This is a genomic window from Pseudomonas sp. JV449, from assembly GCF_032424295.1.
GTDB classification, from domain to species: Bacteria; Pseudomonadota; Gammaproteobacteria; order Pseudomonadales; family Pseudomonadaceae; genus Aquipseudomonas; species Aquipseudomonas marginalis.
Genome location: NZ_VYKD01000010.1, coordinates 176,620 through 197,135 on the forward strand (window position 1 = coordinate 176,620; position 20,516 = coordinate 197,135).

Annotated in this window: 17 protein-coding genes and 1 other RNA gene; 12 read left to right on the top strand and 6 right to left on the bottom strand. The window is 61.8% G+C overall.

Annotated features, from left to right (window positions below):
• The first annotated feature begins 1 nt into the window (after position 1).
• The 7 genes from smc (at position 2) to F6S08_RS11430 (ending at position 10,498) form a co-directional block, all read left to right on the top strand.
• Complete coding sequence (gene smc / locus F6S08_RS11400; protein WP_315871598.1) at positions 2 to 3,490, top strand: chromosome segregation protein SMC; 3,489 nt, start codon at positions 2 to 4, stop codon at positions 3,488 to 3,490.
• Positions 3,491 to 3,749: 259 nt separating this feature from the next.
• Positions 3,750 to 4,613: a cell division protein ZipA gene (gene zipA / locus F6S08_RS11405; protein ID WP_027603708.1), complete on the top strand. Its 864-nt coding sequence runs from the start codon at positions 3,750 to 3,752 to the stop codon at positions 4,611 to 4,613.
• A gap of 86 nt (positions 4,614 to 4,699) precedes the next feature.
• Entirely contained in the window at positions 4,700 to 7,066 is a 2,367-nt protein-coding gene (gene ligA, locus F6S08_RS11410; RefSeq protein ID WP_315871599.1) for an NAD-dependent DNA ligase LigA, read from the top strand.
• A 133-nt stretch (positions 7,067 to 7,199) separates the two neighbouring features.
• Positions 7,200 to 8,366, top strand: coding sequence for a putative zinc-binding peptidase (locus tag F6S08_RS11415; protein ID WP_315871600.1), 1,167 nt, complete (start codon positions 7,200 to 7,202; stop codon positions 8,364 to 8,366).
• A 156-nt stretch (positions 8,367 to 8,522) separates the two neighbouring features.
• An RNA gene (gene ffs / locus F6S08_RS11420) (signal recognition particle sRNA small type) lies at positions 8,523 to 8,619 on the top strand.
• Between the two features lie 243 nt (positions 8,620 to 8,862).
• Positions 8,863 to 9,909, top strand: a complete 1,047-nt coding sequence (locus F6S08_RS11425; RefSeq protein WP_065940659.1) for an N-acetylmuramidase family protein — start codon at positions 8,863 to 8,865, stop codon at positions 9,907 to 9,909.
• Position 9,910: 1 nt separating this feature from the next.
• The gene (locus F6S08_RS11430) at positions 9,911 to 10,498 is read left to right on the top strand and encodes a hypothetical protein (RefSeq protein WP_137212086.1); all 588 of its coding nucleotides are present in this window, start codon (positions 9,911 to 9,913) and stop codon (positions 10,496 to 10,498) included.
• 56 nt (positions 10,499 to 10,554) lie between these two features.
• Here the strand turns inward: F6S08_RS11430 and F6S08_RS11435 are convergent, their stop codons facing one another.
• Together F6S08_RS11435 and F6S08_RS11440 are read right to left on the bottom strand one after the other, a co-directional pair.
• Positions 10,555 to 11,457, bottom strand: a complete 903-nt coding sequence (locus F6S08_RS11435; RefSeq protein ID WP_315871601.1) for a DUF2167 domain-containing protein — start codon at positions 11,455 to 11,457, stop codon at positions 10,555 to 10,557.
• 61 nt (positions 11,458 to 11,518) lie between these two features.
• The gene (locus F6S08_RS11440; RefSeq protein ID WP_315871602.1) at positions 11,519 to 12,382 is read right to left on the bottom strand and encodes a LysR family transcriptional regulator; all 864 of its coding nucleotides are present in this window, start codon (positions 12,380 to 12,382) and stop codon (positions 11,519 to 11,521) included.
• Between the two features lie 102 nt (positions 12,383 to 12,484).
• On the opposite strand from F6S08_RS11440, the gene F6S08_RS11445 reads away from it, so the two are divergent.
• Positions 12,485 to 13,444, top strand: a complete 960-nt coding sequence (locus F6S08_RS11445) for a DMT family transporter (RefSeq protein WP_315871603.1) — start codon at positions 12,485 to 12,487, stop codon at positions 13,442 to 13,444.
• Here the strand turns inward: F6S08_RS11445 and F6S08_RS11450 are convergent.
• Both F6S08_RS11450 and F6S08_RS11455 read right to left on the bottom strand, forming a co-directional pair.
• Entirely contained in the window at positions 13,358 to 13,729 is a 372-nt protein-coding gene (locus F6S08_RS11450) for a VOC family protein (protein WP_315871604.1), read from the bottom strand. The genes F6S08_RS11445 and F6S08_RS11450 overlap by 87 nt on opposite strands.
• Positions 13,730 to 13,783: 54 nt before the next feature.
• A complete protein-coding gene (locus F6S08_RS11455) occupies positions 13,784 to 14,545 on the bottom strand; it encodes a substrate-binding periplasmic protein (RefSeq protein WP_027603717.1) in 762 nt (253 codons plus the stop codon).
• A gap of 133 nt (positions 14,546 to 14,678) precedes the next feature.
• Between F6S08_RS11455 and dnaX the strand changes: the two genes are divergently transcribed.
• The 4 genes from dnaX to recR all read left to right on the top strand — a co-directional run bounded on the left by dnaX (position 14,679) and on the right by recR (position 18,949).
• Positions 14,679 to 16,727: a DNA polymerase III subunit gamma/tau gene (gene dnaX, locus F6S08_RS11460; protein WP_315871605.1), complete on the top strand. Its 2,049-nt coding sequence runs from the start codon at positions 14,679 to 14,681 to the stop codon at positions 16,725 to 16,727.
• A gap of 43 nt (positions 16,728 to 16,770) precedes the next feature.
• The gene (locus F6S08_RS11465; protein WP_003193199.1) at positions 16,771 to 17,109 is read left to right on the top strand and encodes a YbaB/EbfC family nucleoid-associated protein; all 339 of its coding nucleotides are present in this window, start codon (positions 16,771 to 16,773) and stop codon (positions 17,107 to 17,109) included.
• A gap of 136 nt (positions 17,110 to 17,245) precedes the next feature.
• The gene (locus F6S08_RS11470; RefSeq protein WP_065924748.1) at positions 17,246 to 18,280 is read left to right on the top strand and encodes an NADP-dependent oxidoreductase; all 1,035 of its coding nucleotides are present in this window, start codon (positions 17,246 to 17,248) and stop codon (positions 18,278 to 18,280) included.
• 66 nt (positions 18,281 to 18,346) lie between these two features.
• A complete protein-coding gene (gene recR / locus F6S08_RS11475) occupies positions 18,347 to 18,949 on the top strand; it encodes a recombination mediator RecR (RefSeq protein ID WP_137212089.1) in 603 nt (200 codons plus the stop codon).
• A gap of 78 nt (positions 18,950 to 19,027) precedes the next feature.
• On the opposite strand, the gene F6S08_RS11480 is transcribed toward recR, so the two are convergent.
• Both F6S08_RS11480 and fnr read right to left on the bottom strand, forming a co-directional pair.
• The gene (locus F6S08_RS11480) at positions 19,028 to 19,576 is read right to left on the bottom strand and encodes an adenine phosphoribosyltransferase (protein WP_027603721.1); all 549 of its coding nucleotides are present in this window, start codon (positions 19,574 to 19,576) and stop codon (positions 19,028 to 19,030) included.
• A gap of 79 nt (positions 19,577 to 19,655) precedes the next feature.
• On the bottom strand, positions 19,656 to 20,390 hold the full coding sequence (gene fnr, locus F6S08_RS11485) for a fumarate/nitrate reduction transcriptional regulator Fnr (RefSeq protein WP_065924746.1): 735 nt from the start codon (positions 20,388 to 20,390) through the stop codon (positions 19,656 to 19,658).
• Positions 20,391 to 20,516 lie beyond the last annotated feature (126 nt).

A 20,516-nucleotide genomic window follows, 5' to 3' on the forward strand; every position in this document is an offset into this window, starting at 1 on the left:
CGTGCGGCTCAAGTGCATCAAACTGGCGGGGTTCAAATCCTTCGTCGACCCGACCACGGTGAACTTCCCCAGTAACATGGCGGCAGTGGTCGGGCCCAATGGCTGCGGCAAGTCGAACATCATCGACGCCGTACGCTGGGTGATGGGCGAGAGCTCGGCAAAAAACCTGCGTGGCGAGTCGATGACCGACGTCATCTTCAACGGCTCCACCAGCCGCAAGCCGGTGAGCCAGGCGAGCATCGAACTGGTGTTCGACAACTCCGACGGCACCCTGGTCGGCGAATACGCGGCCTACGCGGAAATCTCCATCCGCCGCAAGGTGACGCGCGACAGCCAGAACAGTTACTTCCTCAACGGCACCAAGTGCCGACGCCGGGACATTACCGACATCTTCCTCGGCACCGGCCTGGGCCCGCGCAGCTATTCGATCATCGAACAGGGCATGATCTCCAAGCTGATCGAAGCCAAGCCCGAAGACCTGCGCAACTTTATCGAAGAAGCAGCCGGCATCTCCAAGTACAAGGAGCGCCGCCGCGAGACCGAGAACCGTATTCGCCGCACCCATGAAAACCTCGCCCGCCTCACCGACCTGCGCGAAGAGCTGGAGCGCCAGTTGGAGCGCCTGCACCGCCAGGCCCAGGCGGCCGAGAAGTATCAGGAATACAAGGGCGAAGAGCGCCAGCTCAAGGCGCAACTGTCGGCCCTGCGCTGGCAGGCGTTGAACGATCAGGTGGGCCAGCGCGAAGCGATCATCGGCACCCAGGAAATCAGCTTTGAAGCGCTGGTGGCCGAACAGCGCAATGCCGACGCCGCCATCGAGCGCCTGCGCGACGGGCACCATGACCTGTCCGAGCGCTTCAATCTGGTGCAGGGCCGCTTCTATTCGGTGGGCGGTGATATTGCCCGGGTCGAGCAAAGCATCCAGCACGGCCAGCAGCGCCTGCGTCAGTTGCAGGACGATTTGAAGGAAGCCGAACGCGCGCGCCTGGAAACCGAATCGCACCTGGGCCACGACCGCACCTTGCTGCTGACGTTGGGCGAAGAGCTGGACATGCTCACCCCCGAGCAGGACATCACCAACGCCGCCGCCGAAGAGGCCGCCGCCGCGCTGGAAGAATCCGAAACCACCATGCACGGCTGGCAGGAGCAGTGGGACGCCTTCAACCTGCAATCCGCCGAACCGCGGCGCCAGGCCGAGGTGCAGCAGTCGCGCATCCAGCAACTGGAAACCAGCATGGAACGCCTGGCCGAGCGCCAGCGTCGCCTGCAGGAAGAGCGCGTGCTGCTTGCCGCCGACCCGGAAGACGCGGCGATCATGGAGCTCAGCGAGCAACTGGCCGAAAGCGAAATGACCCTGGAGGAGCTGGAAGCCAGCGAAGAACAACAAGTGGAGCGCCTGGAGCAATTGCGTCAGCAACTGCAACAGGCGACCCAGGCCCAGCAGCAGGCCCAGGGCGATTTGCAGCGGCTCAATGGCCGGCTGGCGTCCCTTGAAGCCTTGCAGCAAGCGGCGTTGGACCCAGGCACCGGCACCGCCGAATGGCTGCGTGACCAACACCTGGCCGAGCGTCCGCGCTTGGCCGAAGGCTTGAAAGTTGAAACCGGTTGGGAGCTGGCGGTAGAGACAGTTCTAGGCGCCGACCTGCAAGCCGTACTGGTGGATGATTTTGGCGGCTTCGACCTGGCCGGCTTCGCCCAGGGCGATCTGCGTTTGCTCAGCCCCGCCGCTGATGGCACGCGAGTGCCGGGCAGCCTGCTGGACAAGGTCGAAGCGGCGATTGACCTGTCGCCGTGGCTGGGCCAGGTCAAGCCGGTGGAGTCCCTGGAACAGGCCCTGGCCCAGCGCGGTCAACTGGCGGGCGGCGAAAGCCTGATCAGCCGCGACGGTTACTGGGTCGGCCGCCACTTCCTGCGGGTGCGCCGCGCCAGTGAAGCGGAAAGCGGCGTTCTGGCCCGAGGCCAGGAAATCGTCAACCTGATCGCCGAGCGTGAAGAGCGCGAAGCTACCTTGGAAAGCCTCGAAACCGAACTGCAAACCCTGCGCGCCACCCAGCGCCAGCAAGAGACCGGCCGCGAACATCTGCGGCGCCTGTTGCAGGACGAAGCGCGCCAGCAAGGCGAATTGAAAGCGCAGCTCTCCGCGAGCAAAGCCAAGGCCGAGCAACTGACCCTGCGCCGTACCCGTCTCGATGAGGAAGTGGCCGAGATGGGCGAGCAGCGCGCCCTGGAACACGAGCAGATCGGCGAAGCGCGCCTGCAATTGCAGGAAGCCCTCGACAGCATGGCCCTGGACACCGAGCAGCGCGAATTGCTGCTGGCCCAGCGTGACAGCCTGCGCGAGCGCCTTGATCGTGTGCGCCAGGAAGCCCGCCAGCACAAGGACCACGCCCATCAGTTGGCCGTGCGCCTGGGTTCGCTCAAGGCCCAGCACAATTCCACAGCCCAGGCCCTTGAGCGCCTGGAGATGCAGTCCGAACGCCTGACCGAAAAACGCGAGCAACTGAGCCTCAACCTGGAGGAGGGCGAAGCGCCGCTGGAAGAGCTGCGCCTCAAGCTTGAAGAGTTGCTCGACAAGCGCATGACCGTCGACGAAGAACTCAAGACCGCACAGATCGCCCTGGAAGACGCCGACCGCGAATTGCGCGACGCAGAAAAACGCCGGACCCAGGCCGAGCAGCAATCCCAGCTGATTCGCGGCCAGCTCGAGCAACAGCGCATGGAATGGCAAGCCCTGACCGTGCGCCGCAAGGCCCTGCAAGACCAATTGCTCGAAGACGGCTACGACTTGCACGGTGTGCTCAATACCTTGACCGCCCAGGCCAGCGAGAAAGAAGCCGAGGAAGAACTTGAACGGATTGCCGCACGTATCCAGCGACTGGGCGCGATCAACCTCGCGGCCATCGATGAATACCAGCAGCAGTCCGAGCGCAAACGTTATCTGGATGCCCAGGACGCCGACCTGGTGGAAGCCCTGGACACCCTGGAAAACGTAATCCGCAAGATCGACAAGGAAACCCGTAATCGCTTCAAAGATACCTTTGATCAGATTAATGGCGGTTTACAGGCGTTATTCCCGAAAGTTTTCGGTGGTGGCAGCGCTTACTTGGAACTGACGGGCGAAGATCTACTCGATACAGGGGTAACGATCATGGCGCGGCCTCCGGGCAAGAAGAACAGCACCATCCATTTGTTGTCCGGCGGCGAAAAAGCCCTGACCGCATTGGCCCTGGTGTTTGCCATCTTCAAGTTGAACCCGGCGCCGTTCTGCATGCTCGATGAAGTTGATGCACCATTGGATGACGCTAACGTTGGACGCTATGCGCGACTGGTCAAGGAGATGTCCCAGACGGTGCAGTTCATCTATATCACCCACAACAAGATCGCCATGGAAATGGCTGATCAGTTGATGGGGGTGACAATGCATGAACCGGGTTGTTCACGTTTGGTCGCGGTGGATGTCGAAGAAGCGATGGCGATGGTGGAATCCTGAGCTGCGCCATGAGAGAAAGTTTTCCGCGCGATGTCAGGTGATTTACCGGCCGAGTGAAAGTGGCAAATGGACATATTTGTTCAAGGCATTTTGACAGACGGTGTAAAGTTATCTTTGGTCGTGCTAGTTTAATGTCAATTTTTCGTATGCGTGGGCAAAACGTCAGTCAGAACATAGAGTTGGCGCCACGTTTTAAAGCGGTTTGCACGGTGCTAAACCCCTTATTTTTCAGCATTTTTTATTAGAGGCACGGGATTACATGGAAATCGGTCTGCGCGAGTGGCTGATCGTCATCGGCATCATTGTCATTGCCGGTATTCTTTTTGATGGCTGGCGCCGCATGCGCGGTGGCAAGGGCAAGCTCAAATTCCGTCTGGACCGCAACCTGTCCAACTTGCCCGACGACGACGGCAGCGCCGAGCTGCTGGGGCCGCCCCGTGTGCTGGATACCCATAAGGAACCGCAACTGGACGAGCATGACCTGCCGTCGATGAGTGCGCCGGTGCGTGAAGCCCGCGAGCCGTCCTCCAAGCGTGGCAAACGCGCCAGTGCAGCTGTTGCCGAACCGCATCAGGGTGACCTCAACCTCGACGTGGATGAAGGCCCGAGCTTCAGCAGCCGCGACGATGATTTCCCGGATGAAAACGCCGGCAAGAATGCGCCGCGCCAATCGGTCAACGATCAGCCTGCCGCTGAAGAAGTGCTGGTGATCAGCGTGATCTGCCGCGACGCCGCCGGCTTCAAGGGCCCGGCCCTGTTGCAGAACATCCTCGAAAGCGGCCTGCGCTTTGGCGAGATGGATATTTTCCACCGCCACGAAAGCATGGCCGGCAACGGCGAAGTGCTGTTCTCCATGGCCAACGCGGTCAAGCCAGGCACCTTCGACCTGGACGACATCGACCTGTTCAGCACCCCTGCGGTGAGCTTCTTCCTCGGTCTGCCGGGCCCGCGTCACCCGAAACAAGCGTTCGACGTGATGGTGGCCGCTGCCCGCAAGCTGTCCCAGGAACTCAACGGCGAGCTCAAGGATGACCAACGCAGCGTCCTGACCGCCCAGACCATCGAACACTACCGTCAGCGCATCGTCGAGTTCGAGCGTCGCGCCCTGACACAGAAACGCTGAGGATTGGTTTCCAGCGTTGTCATTAGAATAAGCGCACCAACATTTGAGCAGCTTCGGCTGCTCTTTTGCTTTATGAGAGAACACCCATGACCGCCGCCCACACCCGCATCCTCGAACTGCGCGCTGAACTGGATCAGCACAACTACCGTTACCACGTCCTCGACGAACCGAGCATTCCGGACGCCGAGTACGACCGGCTGTTCCACGAGCTCAAGGCCCTGGAGGCCGAGCATCCGGACCTGGTGACGCGGGACTCGCCGACGCAGCGGGTCGGCAGTGCGGCGTTGTCAGCCTTTACCCAGGTACGCCATGAGATCCCGATGCTCAGCCTGGGCAACGCGTTTGATGAAACCACCATGCTCGAGTTCGATCGCCGGGTCACCGAGGGTCTTGACCTGCCGGTGGGCGACCTGTTTGGCGGTGGCGCAGCGGTGGAATACAGTTGCGAGCCGAAGCTGGATGGCCTCGCGGTCAGCCTGCTTTATCAGGATGGCGAGTTGGTACGCGGCGCCACCCGAGGTGACGGCACCACTGGCGAGGACATCAGCGTCAACGTGCGTACCGTGCGCAATATCCCCTTGAAACTGCATGGCAGCGGCTGGCCGGCGACCCTGGAAGTGCGCGGCGAAGTGTTCATGTCCAAGGCCGGTTTCGAGCGGCTCAACGCCTCGCAACTGGAACTCGGCGGCAAGACCTTCGCCAACCCGCGTAATGCGGCGGCGGGCAGCTTGCGTCAGCTGGATTCGAAGATCACCGCCAGTCGTCCGCTGGAGTTCTGCTGCTACGGCATCGGCCAGGTGACCGGGGATATCAGCGACACCCATATCGGTAACTTGAAGCAACTGCAGAAGTGGGGCATGCCCATCAGCCATGAGCTGAAACTGGCCAAGAGCATCCAGGAGTGCTTGGACTATTACCGCGATATCGGCGAGCGACGTAACAGCCTGCCCTATGAAATCGACGGCGTGGTGTTCAAGGTCAACAGCATCTCCTCCCAGCGTGAACTGGGCTTTCGCGCCCGCGAACCGCGCTGGGCCATCGCGCACAAATTCCCGGCCATGGAAGAACTCACCGAGTTGCTCGACGTGGAGTTCCAGGTCGGCCGCACCGGCGCCGTGACGCCGGTGGCGCGCTTGAAGCCGGTCAAGGTCGCGGGCGTCACCGTGTCCAACGCCACCCTGCACAACATGGATGAAGTCGCGCGCCTGGGCTTGATGATCGGCGATACCGTGATCATCCGCCGTGCCGGGGATGTGATCCCGCAGGTCGTCTCCGTGGTCACCGAGCGCCGCCCGGAACACGCCCGTGCGGTGCAGATTCCCGAAAGCTGCCCGGTGTGCGGTTCCCATGTGGAGCGCACGCAACTGGTCAAGCGCAGCAAGGGCAAGGAAACCGTCAGCGAAGGCGCGGTGTACCGCTGCGTCGGGCGCCTGGCCTGTGGTGCCCAGCTCAAGCAGGCGATTATCCATTTCGTCTCGCGCCGGGCCATGGACATCGACGGGCTCGGTGACAAAACCATCGAGCAACTGGTGGATGAAAAACTCATCGGTTCGCCGGCCGACCTCTACAAACTCAAGTACGAGCAGATCATCGACCTGGAAGGCTTTGCCGATATCTCCAGCAAGAAACTGATCACTGCCATCGAAAACAGCAAGACCCCGACCCTGGCGCGCTTTATCTACGCACTGGGCATTCCCGACGTGGGCGAAGAGACGGCCAAGGTGCTGGCGCGCTCCCTGGCGTCCCTTGAGCGTGTGCAGAAGGCCTTGCCGGAAGTGTTGACGTACCTGCCGGATGTGGGCCTGGAAGTGGCCCATGAGATCCACAGCTTCTTCGAAGACAGCCACAACCAGGAAGTGATCGGCGCGTTGCTGTCGCCTGATGAATGCGGCCTGCAATTGCAGGATCAGGGTGAGCTGAGCGCCGAGTTCGCCGCCAGTACCACCTTGGGCGGCTTCCTCGACAAGCTGCACGTACCCTCCGTCGGCCCCGGCGCCGCGCAGAAACTTGCGGACAAGTTCGGCAGCCTGGAAGGTGTGATCAAGGCGGACTGGCTCGACATGCGCCAGGCGCTGCCGGAGAAGCAGGCCAAGGCCGTGCGGGAGTTTTTCGATAACCCGGACAACGCTCGCCACGCCCTGGCTATCGAGCAGCAACTGCGGGACTTCGGCATGCACTGGCAGAGCGAGAAGAAGGTGGTCGAAGGCCTGCCCGAAGCGGGGCATACCTGGGTGCTCACCGGCTCCCTGGAGTTGATGAGCCGCGACGTGGCCAAGGACAAGCTCGAAAGCCTCGGCGCCAAGGTGGCCGGCTCCGTGTCGGCCAAGACTCATTGCGTGGTGGCCGGGCCGGGTGCCGGCTCCAAGTTGGCCAAGGCCAGCGAACTGGGGTTGAAGGTGCTGGACGAAGAGGCCTTTGTCGCATTCCTTGCCAAACACAACATTTCGGTCTGACACGGCGCCGATGGTGAGCGGGCTTGTCGAATCGTCGCACCGCCCGCGCCGGGCTGCGAAGCCGCCCTTGAAGAAAGTGGAACGATCCTGAGTCCCAAATGATCTAGTCTCAGTCACCCAGGGAGAGATCGCCATGTTCCGCTACTTCGAGCAACTCAGCTCGCGCATCGCCGCACCGTTCATGGCCGAAACCTCGCGTAACAGCAAGGTGTGGCAGTGCCGGTGCGGGCAAGCGCTGTTCTTTCGCAACAGCCAATGCCTGGCTTGCCAGGCGCTGCTGGGTTATCAGCCGCAGCAAAGCCGCTTGTCCTCTCTGCAGCCGGGGCCTGTGGAAGGCACTTGGCTACAGGACGACAACCTCGATGCCGGCGCCTTCCGCCGCTGTGCCAATCTCGACACCGCGGCGGCCTGCAACTGGCTGATTCCCGCCCACAGCACCGCACCGTTGTGTGTGGCGTGCAGCCTCAACCGCACCATCCCCGACCTGTCGATCCCGGAGAACCCCGAGCGCTGGCGCAAGGTGGAGACCGCCAAGCGTCGGCTGGTGGCACAGTTGATCAGCCTGGGCCTGCAAGTGGTGCCCAAGAGCGTCGACGAGGACAGCGGCCTGGCTTTCGACTTCGTCGGCATCGACGTGGAAGGCAACGCGCCCATGACCGGGCATGCCAACGGCCTGATCACCCTCGACATCAAGGAAGCCGACGACGCCCACCGCGAAAAAATCCGCGTGCAGATGCGCGAACCCTATCGCACCTTGCTGGGCCATTTTCGCCATGAGGTCGGCCACTATTACTGGGATCGCCTGATCGCCAACAGCCACTGGCTGGAGCCTTTTCGCAGCCTGTTCGGCGACGAACGCGCCAGTTATGCCGACGCGCTCGATCAGCACTACCAGAACGGCCCACGCCCCGACTGGCAGCAGACCTGCGTCAGTGCCTACGCCACCATGCACCCCTGGGAAGACTGGGCCGAAACCTGGGCCCACTACCTGCACATGATGGACGCTGTCGACACCGCCCTGGGCTTTGGCATGAGCGCCCCTGAGATGGACCTGGATTACCAGCCATTCCCCCTCACCACCCTCTATGACCCCGAACATCCCGGCGGCGTGGCATTCCTGTCCTTCGTCAACGCCTGGATCGAACTGGCCGGCATGCTCAATGAGCTGTCCCGCGCCATGGGCCAGCCGGACTTCTACCCGTTCGTGCTGCCACCGGCGGTGATTGCCAAGCTGCACTTCATCCACCTGGTGATCCAGGAAGAGGGTGGCCGGGCGGACGAGGTGTTGCAGGCACAATGATCAGCCAATGTGGGAGGGGGATGGTGGGGAAGCTGATGGCCATGGCAAGTGCTTGAACCCCATCATATTTTTAATCCGCCACCAATGGTTGTAACTTCCGATGAGATCGGTACAATGGCCCCGCTTGCCGAGAGGCCAGCGTCGTTATGGTGACCCCATCGGTCCCCCCGCAACGATTACCCGTGAACCTGGTCAGAGCCGGAAGGCAGCAGCCACAGCGGGAACATTGTGTGCCGGGGTGTGGCTGGTGGGGTTGCCTCCATAACGCTCTTCCTTGCAGTCCTCCTTCGATTCAAATTCAAATGACCTGTTTTCAGTCAACTGCCGATGTTTTATTGCGCGGTCGATGATGGTTGTTTCACAACTTTCCAACACCCCTCTGGACAACCCCAAACCGCCTTGTTAGTTTCCGCCGGCCACTTGTTTCAGAATATGACATTGGCGCCGACTTGATATTGAAGTGCTATCACTTCTTTAACTAACAAGGATGTCTGTGATGAAAAGCCTGCAAGGGTTACCCCGTCTTATCAGTGCCTCGGTAGGTGCGCCGGGTAAAGCCCGCAACTTGCCCGCCGATGTGCAGTGCATCCAGTATTTATTCAATCTGATCATTCCCAAGATGGGTTTCCCGCTGGCCGAAAACGGCAAGTGCGATGGCCAGTTGGTACAGTGCATCAGCCAATACCAGTTTCGCCACCTCAAGTATGCCCATCCCGATGGCGTGGTCGACCCCACCGGTCGCACGTTCAATAGCCTGATCGAAGAAGCGGTGAAGGTACCGGTGAAGGCCTTCCCGACGATGCGCATCCCGAGTTTTCTCAATGCATTCGGCAACAATCAGGGCGATGCGGTGCAGGCCACGGTCAATGTGTACCTGGACCGCATGCGCGCGATGATCGAGGCCGAGCGACGTAACCGGCAGTTGATGCTCCAGGCCACGTGCGACGGGGGTATGACCCTCAGCGAAACGGACTTTCAGAATGCCGCCACGCAGTTGGGCAGCGGTATTTCGGTGAATATCATCAAGGCCTTCGCCACCGTGGAATCAGGTGGGCGTTCCGGGTTCGGGCCGGCCAAGTTGCCGGTGATCGCGTTTGAAGGGCACTTGTTTCGCAAGTACACCAAGCACATCTACGACCAGGCGCACCCGCTGCTGTCCTACCCCTACAAGAAAAAGGCCGGGCCGCAGTGGCAGGCCAATAACAAGGACCAGATCAAGGCTTGGGAAACCATGGCCACCGCGTTTGCCCTGGATCAGGAAGCGGCACTCATGTCGGCGTCGTGGGGCATGTTCCAGATCATGGGCTTCAACTACGCGTCGTGCGGTTACAAGACGGTGTTTGAGTTCGCCGCAGCATTAAAGGTAAATGCCGGCAACCAACTAAAAGCCTTCCTCGGTTTTTGCAGCAAGAGCCCTGCATTGATGAAGGCCATGAAAGCCAAGGATTTTACCGGCATGGCACGTAACTATAACGGCGAGGACTACGGCAACTACGACGTCCTTATGCAAAAAGCCTACGAAAAACTTGAAGGGAAAAAATAGGATGATCCGTTTTCTAGCGATAGGTGTGTTGTCGTTGTGCGCCGTGGGCCCTGCCTTGGCCGGTCCGGCCGCGTTGCATTCGGGCAAGTACGAAGGGCTGATGCTGGCGGTGACGCCGGAGCATCAGGTCGAAGGGTTCTATTCGGAAGCCATGGGCGAGGGCGTCACCCGCCGTTGCGCGTTTTACCTGCAAGGCAAGCCTGAGGCGCTCACCACGTGGCTTGACGAGGCGCACCCCGGCAGCCTGGCGCCTTCGTCCGATGGCGTGACCCTCACGGTGGAAGAGGGCCGCCAGCACCCCGGCTGCCTGAATGTGCTGATGCCGGAGATTGCCACCGGCCTGGACCTGACCCAGACCGCCAGCAAACAATGGATCGGCCTGGTGACGGTATCCGCCGACAAGGCTTACCTGCTGAAAACCCCAGGCGCCAAGGCCGCCAAGCGTCCGTATATCGTCAAGCGCGATGTGGTCGGTGTGCTGGCCTTCAAGGACGGTTGGGCCCAGGTCGAGTTCATCAATGCCGACGACCGCTCGTTCAGCGGCTGGATCAGCCAGGATCAATACAGTCGACTGGTCGCGCCCAACTGAGTCATCCCAATCGCCGCAGTGTGCCGGGCACGCTGCGGCGTTTTTGTGCCTGGGGTTCAGGCCTTGTTGCGGTTGAACAGCTTGCGAATCACTGCGAACAGCGCCACTACGCCGATCACCAGGAACTTCTTCGCAGCCAGCAGGAAGATACCGATCTTGGCAAATAGCCCGGCCTTGGCGGCGATCCCACCGGCAACCAACGCGGCGAGGCCGTAAGTGGCAAGCTTGTCGGTTTTCGGGTTGAAGTCGGTATAGAGGTTGCCGTCGGTGAAGTTGGTAAAGGCCAGCACCTTAGGCAATTCCTGCTGGATGGTGGCCAGGTCGGCCATGGCGGCCACAGCGTTGAGTTCCAGTACGCCTTCACGGCCCAACACGCGGATGCTGTAGTTGAGGGTGTTCTGGTCGGCGTCGTCAGCCTTCAGTTCGCGGGCCCAATACATCTTGTGGGTGGTGTCGTCGTAGCGCGGTGGCTCGGCCCAGCCCAGCAGGTGCAGGCCGGCGTAGCCTTGTTTCTGGCGCTCCTTGTTCTCTGCTTCGTCTTCTTCCTGCATTTGCTTGAGCAGATCGGCGTAGTCGATTTTTGCCGCATCTTCGTCGGAGATGTGCCCATCTGCCTTGTAGCTGACGATCACGCCCCAGCCGCGTTCCGACAATGGGCTGACGGCTTTGGGCACGATCATGCCCAGGGTCTTGAAGCCCGGCGGGTTGCCCCAGCCATCGGTCAGCAAGCGCTCGGTATCGGCGGGGTCGAGGTAGTAGAACTCGTCGGTGAGCTTGAGGGTGGCGATGCCGCTGGGCAGGGTGACCGTGCCGGTCTTTTGCTTGAGTGACGCCAGAAAGTGCTCGGCTGTTTCGGCGGGGGCACTGGCTTCAACGGGGGCAGGCGAGGCAGCAGCAACGGCAGGTGCGGCAGGCAGGCTCAGAGCAGCCGCCGCCAACAACAGGCGGAAGTAATTCATGGTAGTCCCTTACATTTTGAATTAATTTCGCTGGAGGATAACCGAAACAACATGTTGCGAGTTAGCCAAAAGTCTCCCGCAACAGCTCGGCAAACGCATCCCGGGCCAGATGCCGCTGGGTGTCCTTGTGCCAGAACAACAGGTTATCCACGGCCGCCAGCTCTTCAAATCGATAGGACGCCAGCTGGTTGGCCTGCTCATAGCGGGCCAGGATGCCCTCTGGCGCCAACGCTACGCCAATCCCCGCGCTGACGCAGCCGATGATCGTGCCCCAGCTGGCATAACTGGCGATGATCGGCTTGAAGTCATGGGGCTTGACCCAGTTTTCCAGGGCGGCGCGATACGGGCAACCGGGTGGCCATACCAGCAGGGTGCGGCCGGCGAGGTCCTCGGCGCCACTGATGGGGGCGCTGGACGCGCTGGCGATCAGCACCAGGCGCTCGCTGTAGACCACGCTGTGTTCGAGCTTGGTGCGTTTGTTGCCGGCGGCCACCAGCGCCACATCCAGGCGGTGGTGTTGCAGGTCGTCGAGCAACGGGCCCCAGGCGCCGGTCACCAGTTCCAGGCTGACATCGGGGTAGCGCCGGTGATACTCCGCCAGCAGGGGCGGCAAACGCCCGCTGGCGCTGGACTCCACCGCGCCGATACGCAAGGTGCCACGGGGAATGGCATTGGCGTCCACGGCGCGTTTGGACTCATCCACCAGCGCCAGGATGCGCTCGCAGTAATCCAGGAAAATCTCACCGGCGGCACTGATGGCCAGTCCACGCCCGGCCCGGATGAATAGCGGTGTGCCCAACTCGCCTTCCAGCTGCTTGATGCGCGTGGTGATGTTGGACGGCACGCAATGCAGCAGCACGGCCGCCTGGGCCACGCTGCCGGTTTGTGCCACGGCTCGCACCATTTTCAGTTGGGCCAGTTCCATTGCTCAGTTCCAGTGATTGCAGAAGTCAGAAACGGTTAATTGTCGTGCGCCTTGCCCGGGCCAAGACTGACGGCACTCCTTCCCGGTTTCTGGACGCCGTCGATGAATACCCCTTCACCTGTAAAGCTTACGCTAGTCATCGCCAGCGTCATCCTGTGTTGGGCCTATTCGCCGATTGGCGTGCACATCGGGCTGCACAGCTACAGTCCCGGCCAATTGGCGTTGTTAAGGTTTTTGATTGCCTCGCTGTTCATGGGCGGTGTGGCACTGGTGATGGGCATCGGCCGGCCGCGCCTGCGGGATGTTCCGTGGTTGCTGGTGCTGGGGGTCTTCGGCGTGTTCCTGCATCACACCAGTCTCAACTATGGGCAGCAATGGGTGACGGCAGCGGCGTCCAGCGTCCTGGCGCAGTCGGCGCCGTTGTTCAGTGTGCTGATCGCGTTTTTGTGCCTGAAGGAGCGAGTCAGTGCCTGGCGCTGGGGCTGCGTCTTGCTGGGGCTGCTCGGCGTGCTGGTGGTGATCTGGGGGGATCAGGGGCTGGGTGAGATCGACCCGCGTGGCTTGTTGATCCTGCTGGCGGCGGTGTCGTGGAGCGTGTACTTCGCCCTGCAGAAACACTATGCCCACCGCTACAGTCCGCTGACCATGGCGTGCTACATGGTGTGGGCGGGCACCCTGATGCTGTGTGTGAACCTGCCGGGCCTGCCGGCTGCAGTGGTGCAGGCGCCGTTGGCGGAGAACGTGGCGGTGCTGGTGCTCGGCATTTTCCCCAGCGCCTTGGCGTATCTGGCCTGGGGGTATGTGTTGAAGCATGTGGAGGTCAGTCGCGCGTCGGTGGCGATGTACCTGATCCCGCCGGTGGCAATGGTGATGGCCGCGACGTTGCTGGGCGAACACATTGCCGTGCAGGTGATGCTGGGCGCTGTGATCGTGCTGGCCAGCGTGGCGGCCATCAGCCTGGAGGGACGCTGGCGGTCAGTCGTTCAGGCAAAACGCGCGCAAGCGGTGGCCGTCGAGGTCCTGGGCGACGAAGGTGTAGCCGAAGTCCATGGGCGTCGGTGACTGGACAATGATGGCGCCCTGTTCTGCCCATTGGTCGTGCAAAGCGTCCACGGCGGCCGTGTCGGGCAGCGAGAAGCCCACTTCACCGCCACCGCCTGTGAACCGGGCTGCCGGCTCGACAGTATGACGCGACCACAGCCCGAGCTTTACCCCGTTGTCCAGAATGAACAGGGCAAAGGTCGGGTTCAATTCGACCGGCGGCTTGCCCAGCAGGCGGCTATAGAAATGGGCACTGGTGGCCGGGCTGTCGACGTACAGCAGGAAGTAATGGGCGAGGGTGTTCATGTGGGCTCCTTGAGAACAGGCGTGGTGTGGCGCCGAGTCTATAAGGAGTGCCTGTCAGTTTTTGTCAGGAGCGTGCAGGGGGACCGGGTCTTCGCCAGTGTATAGCTTGATGATGTCGTCGATTTCGCCGGACATTTTCATCCGCAGCAAGGTGCGCAGGATCTTTTGGGCCGGCACGTCGGGATCGTTGCGCACGATGCAGCCGAGGTTTTGCTCCTCAATCAGCGCAACTTTGTGCAAGCGCTGGCTGATTGGCATTTTCTGGTTGAAACGGTCGACGATCCATTCGTTGCTCACTGCGTAGTTGAATCGCCCCGCCACCAGCTTGTGCAGCACCTGTTCTTCGCTGCGGGCGTCGTCGCGGGTGAGTTGGCCGTTGGCAAACAGCGGGTCGAGGGCGCCATAGCGATAGTTGAGCACCGTGCCGATCGGCTGGGGTGTCAGCTTGAGCACCTGCACCGGCTGGTTGCGCACACTGACCAGCACATTGCGCTGCACCATTAAAGGCAAGCTCCAGATGTAGTCGCCGGACAGGTTGTCGACCCACGCCTGGGTGACATAACAGCGCACATCAATATCCCCGTGGCCCATGGCTGTGGCGATACGGGCGCGGGCCAGCACGTGGAATTCCGCCGGCTGGCCAACCTGGGTGGCCAGGCTCAGCATCAAATCATACAAAATCCCCTGTGTAGGCCGGCCGTTCTCCACCTGCACCATAGGCATCGCCCAACTGTCGGAAACCGAGAAACGCAGCGGTGCAGGCGCCGCCAGGCAAGCCGTGGTCATCATCCATAAAGCGCCCAGGACTACGCGCATACACTCTCCGGGTTCAGGCCTTTTCGGGGCCAGTCAGCAGAGCTTAGTCAGATTAGGCGAGCGTGCCGGATGCAATTTCCCCCTTGCTCCGCTAGCATTACCCGCTTCCGCTTCCCAGTTGCGACGGTTTTCGATGAGTTATCAGGTTCTTGCACGTAAATGGCGTCCGCGCTCGTTCCGCGAAATGGTCGGCCAGACCCATGTGCTCAAGGCTCTGATCAATGCCTTGGACAGCCAGCGGCTGCACCACGCCTACCTGTTCACCGGTACCCGGGGAGTGGGCAAGACCACCATTGCGCGCATCATCGCCAAATGCCTGAACTGTGAAACCGGTATCACCTCGACGCCCTGCGGTACCTGCTCGGTGTGCCGCGAGATCGACGAAGGGCGTTTCGTCGACCTGATCGAGATCGACGCCGCGAGCCGCACCAAGGTCGAAGACACCCGCGAGCTGCTCGACAATGTGCAGTACGCGCCCAGCCGTGGTCGCTTCAAGGTCTACCTGATCGACGAAGTGCACATGCTCTCCAGCCATTCCTTCAACGCCTTGTTGAAAACCCTGGAAGAGCCGCCGCCCTACGTCAAATTCATCCTGGCCACCACCGACCCGCAGAAGCTGCCTGCAACGATCCTGTCGCGGTGCCTGCAGTTCTCCCTGAAGAACATGACCCCCGAGCGCGTGGTGGAGCATTTGACCCACGTGCTGGGCGTCGAGAACGTACCGTTCGAAGACGACGCACTGTGGCTGCTGGGCCGCGCCGCCGATGGCTCGATGCGCGATGCCATGAGCCTCACCGACCAGGCCATTGCCTTTGGTGAAGGCAAGGTCATGGCTGCCGATGTGCGCGCCATGCTCGGCACCCTGGACCACGGCCAGGTGTTCGACGTGCTGCATGCGCTGATCGAGGGCGATGCCAAGGCGTTGCTCGAAGCCGTGCGCCACCTGTCGGAGCAAGGCCCGGACTGGAACGGCGTGCTCTCGGAAATCCTCAATGTGCTGCACCGCGTCGCCATCGCCCAGGCGTTGCCGGAAGGTGTCGACAACGGCCATGGCGACCGTGACCGCGTGTTGGCCCTGGCCCAGGCGTTGCCGGCCGAAGACGTGCAGTTCTACTACCAGATGGGCCTGATCGGTCGTCGCGACTTGCCTTTGGCGCCCGACCCACGCGGAGGCTTCGAGATGGTCCTGCTGCGGATGCTGGCCTTCCGGCCGGCGGATTCGGCGGACGCACCGAGACAGCCGCTAAAGCCAGTGGGGATCAGCCAGGCCACAGTTGATTCCGCCAAACCAGTGGCTGGCGCGGCGGTGGTCGCGCCAGTGGTTGCTGCCCCTGTTGCACCGGCGCCTGAGCCGGCAGCGGTGGTGGCGGCAGCGGTGGTTGAGCCGGAACCGGTTGTCGAGCCCGAGCCTGTCGTCGACCTGCCCTGGAATGACCCGGTAGACGCTGAGGTCGAGGTTGAACAGCAGCCCTATGTCGAGCCCGTCCTGGAAACCGTCGGTGAGCAGCCTGAGCTGACGCCAATGCCTGCGCCGACGCCGGACAGCGTGGTGCCGGCCGCTCCTGAGAGCGTTTCAGCGCCGGCTCCCGAGCCGACCGTCGCCCAGGTCGAAGCCGCAATCCCGGGCATCGACCTCGACGACGAACCGCCGCTGGACGAAGATTACATCGAGCCGGACATGGATTCGGCCTACAGCTACCTGGACGACCTGGCCAGCGAGCACACCGCCGAGCCTGCCCCGGAACCCGAGGTGGAGCCCGCTGCGGCACCAGCCACCGGCCTGGCCCTGCAATGGCTGGAGCTGTTCCCGAAACTGCCGATTTCCGGCATGACCGGCAGCATCGCCGCCAACTGCACCCTGATCGCCATCGATGGCGACCACTGGCTGTTGCACCTGGACCCGGCTCACAGTGCGCTGTTCAACGCGACCCAGCAGCGGCGCCTCAACGACGCCCTGAACCAGTACCATGGGCGCACGCTGACCATCGCTATCGAGTTGATCAAGCCCGAGCAGGAAACCCCGGCCCAGGCTGCCACCCGCCGGCGTATCAACCGCCAGCGGGAGGCTGAGGACTCGATCCACGGCGATCCGCTCATCCAGCAAATGATGCAGCAGTTCGGGGCGGTCGTTCGCCAAGATACAATTGAACCTGTCGAAGCCCCGGTGCCCCAGGCGTCCTGACACCGGGCTATTCATTGATCCACGTACTTTTGAGGTGATTCCCATGATGAAAGGTGGCATGGCCGGCCTGATGAAGCAGGCGCAGCAGATGCAGGAAAAGATGGCCAAGATGCAGGAAGAGCTGGCCAACGCCGAAGTCACCGGTAAAGCCGGTGGCGATATGGTCAGTGTGGTGATGACCGGTCGTCACGACATCAAGCGCGTGAGCATCGACCCAAGCGTATTGCCAGGCGTGGGCGAAGATGACCTGGAAATGCTCGAGGCGCTGTTCGCCGCGGCCGTCAACGACGCCGTGCGCAAGATCGAAGCCAACAGCCAGGACAAAATGTCCGGCGTGACCGCCGGCATGCAACTGCCACCGGGCATGAAGCTGCCGTTCTGATCGCCAGGCTTTAGCTAGACTCCAATGCCAGGCCTCGTGCCTGGCATTTTTGTTTGTGTGCGCCAATCCAATCGAACCCTGGCGCGGCACCCATGGTCTGCACCCTATACCGATAGATTCGATCAAGGAGCCCTTCATGCCTCACGAACCGACTTTGAACCAGCGCATTGTCCTGGTCTCACGCCCTCAAGGCGCACCCACGCCGGAAAACTTCCGCCTGGAACGGGTGACCTTGCCGGAATTGGCAGACGGCCAGGTCCTGCTGAAGACGCTCTACCTCTCCCTCGACCCTTATATGCGCGGGCGCATGAGCGACGCACCGTCCTACGCCGCGCCGGTGGAAATCGACGAGGTGATGACCGGCGGGGCTGTCAGCCGTGTCGAGCAATCGCGTAATCCGAAATTCGAGGTGGGTGATCTGGTCGTCGGCGCAACCGGTTGGCAGAGCCACAGCATTTCCGACGGCCGCAACCTGATCCCGGTGCCCAATGGCCTGGCCAGCCCGTCCATGGCCCTGGGGGTACTGGGCATGCCGGGCATGACCGCCTACATGGGCCTGATGGACATCGGCCAGCCGAAAGCCGGAGAAACCCTGGTGGTGGCGGCTGCCTCCGGCGCGGTGGGTTCGGTGGTCGGCCAGGTGGCCAAGCTCAAGGGCCTGCGTGTGGTCGGGATTGCGGGCGGTGCCGAGAAGTGCCGCTACGTGGTGGACGAATTGGGTTTTGATGCCTGCATCGACCACAAAAGCGCAACGTTTGCCGACGACTTGGCCCAGGCCTGCTTCAAGGGCGTGGACATTTATTTCGAAAACGTCGGTGGCAAGGTGTTCGACGCCGTGCTGCCGTTGCTCAACCCCAAGGCGCGCATCCCCCTGTGCGGGCTGATCGCCGGCTATAACGCCCATGAAGCGCCCAGCGGGCCTGACCGCTTGCCGGCGCTGCAACGCACGTTGTTGACCAAGCGTGTACGGATCCAGGGCTTTATCGTGTTTGACGACTACGGTGACCGCCAGCCGGAGTTCCTCAGCGCCATGGCGCCGTGGGTACGCGACGGCAAGATCAAGTTCCGCGAAGACGTGGTCGAGGGCCTGGAGCAGGCGCCCGAAGCCTTTATCGGTTTGCTGGAAGGGCGCAACTTCGGCAAGTTGGTGGTACGGGTCGCGCAGGATTGAGCATTTGACGCTAATCCGAGGCGCGGGTATAAACCGCGTCTCGTTGTTTTGTCGGACCACTCGCCCATGAGCTTCAGCCCCCTGATTCGCCAACTGATCGACGCCCTGCGCACGTTGCCGGGTGTCGGCCAGAAAACCGCCCAACGCATGGCGCTGCAACTGTTGGAGCGTGATCGCAGCGGCGGTACCCGGCTGGCCCAGGCCTTGAGCCAGGCCATGATCGGGGTGGGTCACTGCCGCCAGTGTCGGACCCTCACCGAAGAAGAACTCTGCCCGCAATGCGCCGACCCGCGCCGCGACGACACGCTGCTGTGCGTGGTGGAAGGGCCGATGGATGTGTACGCGGTGGAGCAGACTGGTTATCGCGGGCGCTACTTCGTGCTCAAGGGCCACCTCTCGCCGCTCGATGGGCTGGGGCCGGAGGCCATCGGCATTCCGCAGTTGGTGGCGCGTATCGAGGCGCAGGGCACCTTTACCGAGGTGATCCTGGCCACCAACCCGACCGTGGAAGGTGAAGCCACCGCGCATTACATCGCCCAACTGCTGAGCAACAAAGGCCTGGTCACTTCGCGAATCGCCCATGGCGTGCCGCTGGGGGGCGAGTTGGAGTTGGTGGACGGCGGCACGTTGGCGCATTCGTTCGCCGGTCGTAAACCGATCGCGCTCTAACGATCAGCGCAGGATCAAATGTGGGAGGGGCAGTGCGGCGAATCCACTTGCCCCTGATAGCGTCAGTCCGCGCAACCGTTACCGCTCGGTGAGGGCAAAGCGGGTCAGGCAAAACGTCGGGATGCCCATGTCTTCCAGGCGTTGCGAGCCGCCGAGTTCCGGCAGGTCAATGATCGCCGCCGCTTCAAAGATCTTCGCCCCCATGCGTCGCACCAGGTTGGCCGCCGCGATCAAGGTACCGCCCGTGGCGATCAGGTCATCGAACATCAGCACCGAATCACCTTCGCACAGGCTGTCGGCATGCACTTCGAGGAAGGCCTCGCCGTATTCGGTCTGGTAACCCTCGGACAGCACGTCAGCCGGCAGCTTGCCCTGCTTGCGGAACAGGATCAGCGGCTTGTTCAGTTGGTAGGCGATGATCGAGCCGATCAGGAAGCCGCGCGCATCCATCGCGCCGATATGGCTGAAATCGGCCTCGACATAGCGATGGGCAAAGGTGTCTGCCACCAGGCGCAGGGCCTTGGGCGATTGGAACAGCGGTGTGATGTCACGAAAGATCACCCCAGGCTTGGGGAAGTCGATGACGGGGCGGATCAGGGATTTGATGTCGAACGAATCGAAAGTCATCGTCGAAGAGTCCTGGGCGGAAAACGGACTCGAAGTATACCTGCGGCCTCACCGATTGGCGCGGCCGCAAGCGTCTGCATCAGCCTTCCAAGGAACCACCGGCGAGTGCGCACAGCTGGATCGGGTCGAGGATGTGCACTTCCTTGCCTTCGGCGGCCAGCAGTTCGCTCTGCTGGAAGCGGGTAAACACACGGGATACGGTTTCCACTGCCAGGCCCAGGTAATTGCCGATTTCGTTGCGCGACATGCTCAGGCGGAACTGGTTGGCCGAGAAACCACGGGCACGGAACCGCGCCGACAGGTTGACCAGGAAGGTGGCGATGCGTTCGTCGGCGGTTTTCTTCGACAACAGCAGCATCATCTGCTGGTCGTCACGAATCTCGCGGCTCATCACGCGCATCAACTGACGGCGCAGTTGTGGCAATTGCAGGGCCAGTTCGTCCAGGCGCTCGAAGGGGATTTCGCACACCGACGTGGTTTCCAGGGCCTGGGCCGACACCGGGTGAATCTCGGTGTCCATGCCCGATAACCCGACCAGCTCGCTGGGCAGGTGGAAACCGGTGATCTGCTCTTCGCCGCTGTCGCTCAGGCTGAAGGTCTTCAGCGCACCCGAACGTACTGCATAGACGGAATCGAACTTGTCCCCCTGGCGAAACAGAAACTCGCCTTTCTTCAGCGGGCGACCGCGTTTAACGATTTCGTCCAACGCTTCCATGTCTTCCAGATTCAGCGAAAGTGGCAGGCAGAGGGGAGCCAGGCTGCAATCCTTGCAGTGAGCCTGGCTGTGAGCGCGCAGTTTGACTGGCTCGGACATTTCTTAAATCCTTGTGGGAAAACACACATAATACGTAAGGGTACCGCACTGGTGGGCAGTGAAGCCAGCCTGTACAAAAAACAAGCAACGGTATAAAGCTTTTTGTACCGATGCCGATACAGTTGC

Coding starts and splice junctions, on each gene's coding strand:
- F6S08_RS11450 (WP_315871604.1), bottom strand. CDS start 13,729: ATGAACACCCTCGCCCATTACTTCCTGCTGTACGTCGACAGCCCGGCC.
- F6S08_RS11480 (WP_027603721.1), bottom strand. CDS start 19,576: ATGACTTTCGATTCGTTCGACATCAAATCCCTGATCCGCCCCGTCATC.
- F6S08_RS11425 (WP_065940659.1), top strand. CDS start 8,863: ATGAAAAGCCTGCAAGGGTTACCCCGTCTTATCAGTGCCTCGGTAGGT.
- F6S08_RS11415 (WP_315871600.1), top strand. CDS start 7,200: ATGTTCCGCTACTTCGAGCAACTCAGCTCGCGCATCGCCGCACCGTTC.
- recR (WP_137212089.1), top strand. CDS start 18,347: ATGAGCTTCAGCCCCCTGATTCGCCAACTGATCGACGCCCTGCGCACG.
- F6S08_RS11430 (WP_137212086.1), top strand. CDS start 9,911: ATGATCCGTTTTCTAGCGATAGGTGTGTTGTCGTTGTGCGCCGTGGGC.
- fnr (WP_065924746.1), bottom strand. CDS start 20,390: ATGTCCGAGCCAGTCAAACTGCGCGCTCACAGCCAGGCTCACTGCAAG.
- zipA (WP_027603708.1), top strand. CDS start 3,750: ATGGAAATCGGTCTGCGCGAGTGGCTGATCGTCATCGGCATCATTGTC.
- F6S08_RS11445 (WP_315871603.1), top strand. CDS start 12,485: ATGAATACCCCTTCACCTGTAAAGCTTACGCTAGTCATCGCCAGCGTC.
- F6S08_RS11455 (WP_027603717.1), bottom strand. CDS start 14,545: ATGCGCGTAGTCCTGGGCGCTTTATGGATGATGACCACGGCTTGCCTG.
- F6S08_RS11465 (WP_003193199.1), top strand. CDS start 16,771: ATGATGAAAGGTGGCATGGCCGGCCTGATGAAGCAGGCGCAGCAGATG.
- F6S08_RS11470 (WP_065924748.1), top strand. CDS start 17,246: ATGCCTCACGAACCGACTTTGAACCAGCGCATTGTCCTGGTCTCACGC.
- F6S08_RS11440 (WP_315871602.1), bottom strand. CDS start 12,382: ATGGAACTGGCCCAACTGAAAATGGTGCGAGCCGTGGCACAAACCGGC.
- dnaX (WP_315871605.1), top strand. CDS start 14,679: ATGAGTTATCAGGTTCTTGCACGTAAATGGCGTCCGCGCTCGTTCCGC.
- F6S08_RS11435 (WP_315871601.1), bottom strand. CDS start 11,457: ATGAATTACTTCCGCCTGTTGTTGGCGGCGGCTGCTCTGAGCCTGCCT.
- ligA (WP_315871599.1), top strand. CDS start 4,700: ATGACCGCCGCCCACACCCGCATCCTCGAACTGCGCGCTGAACTGGAT.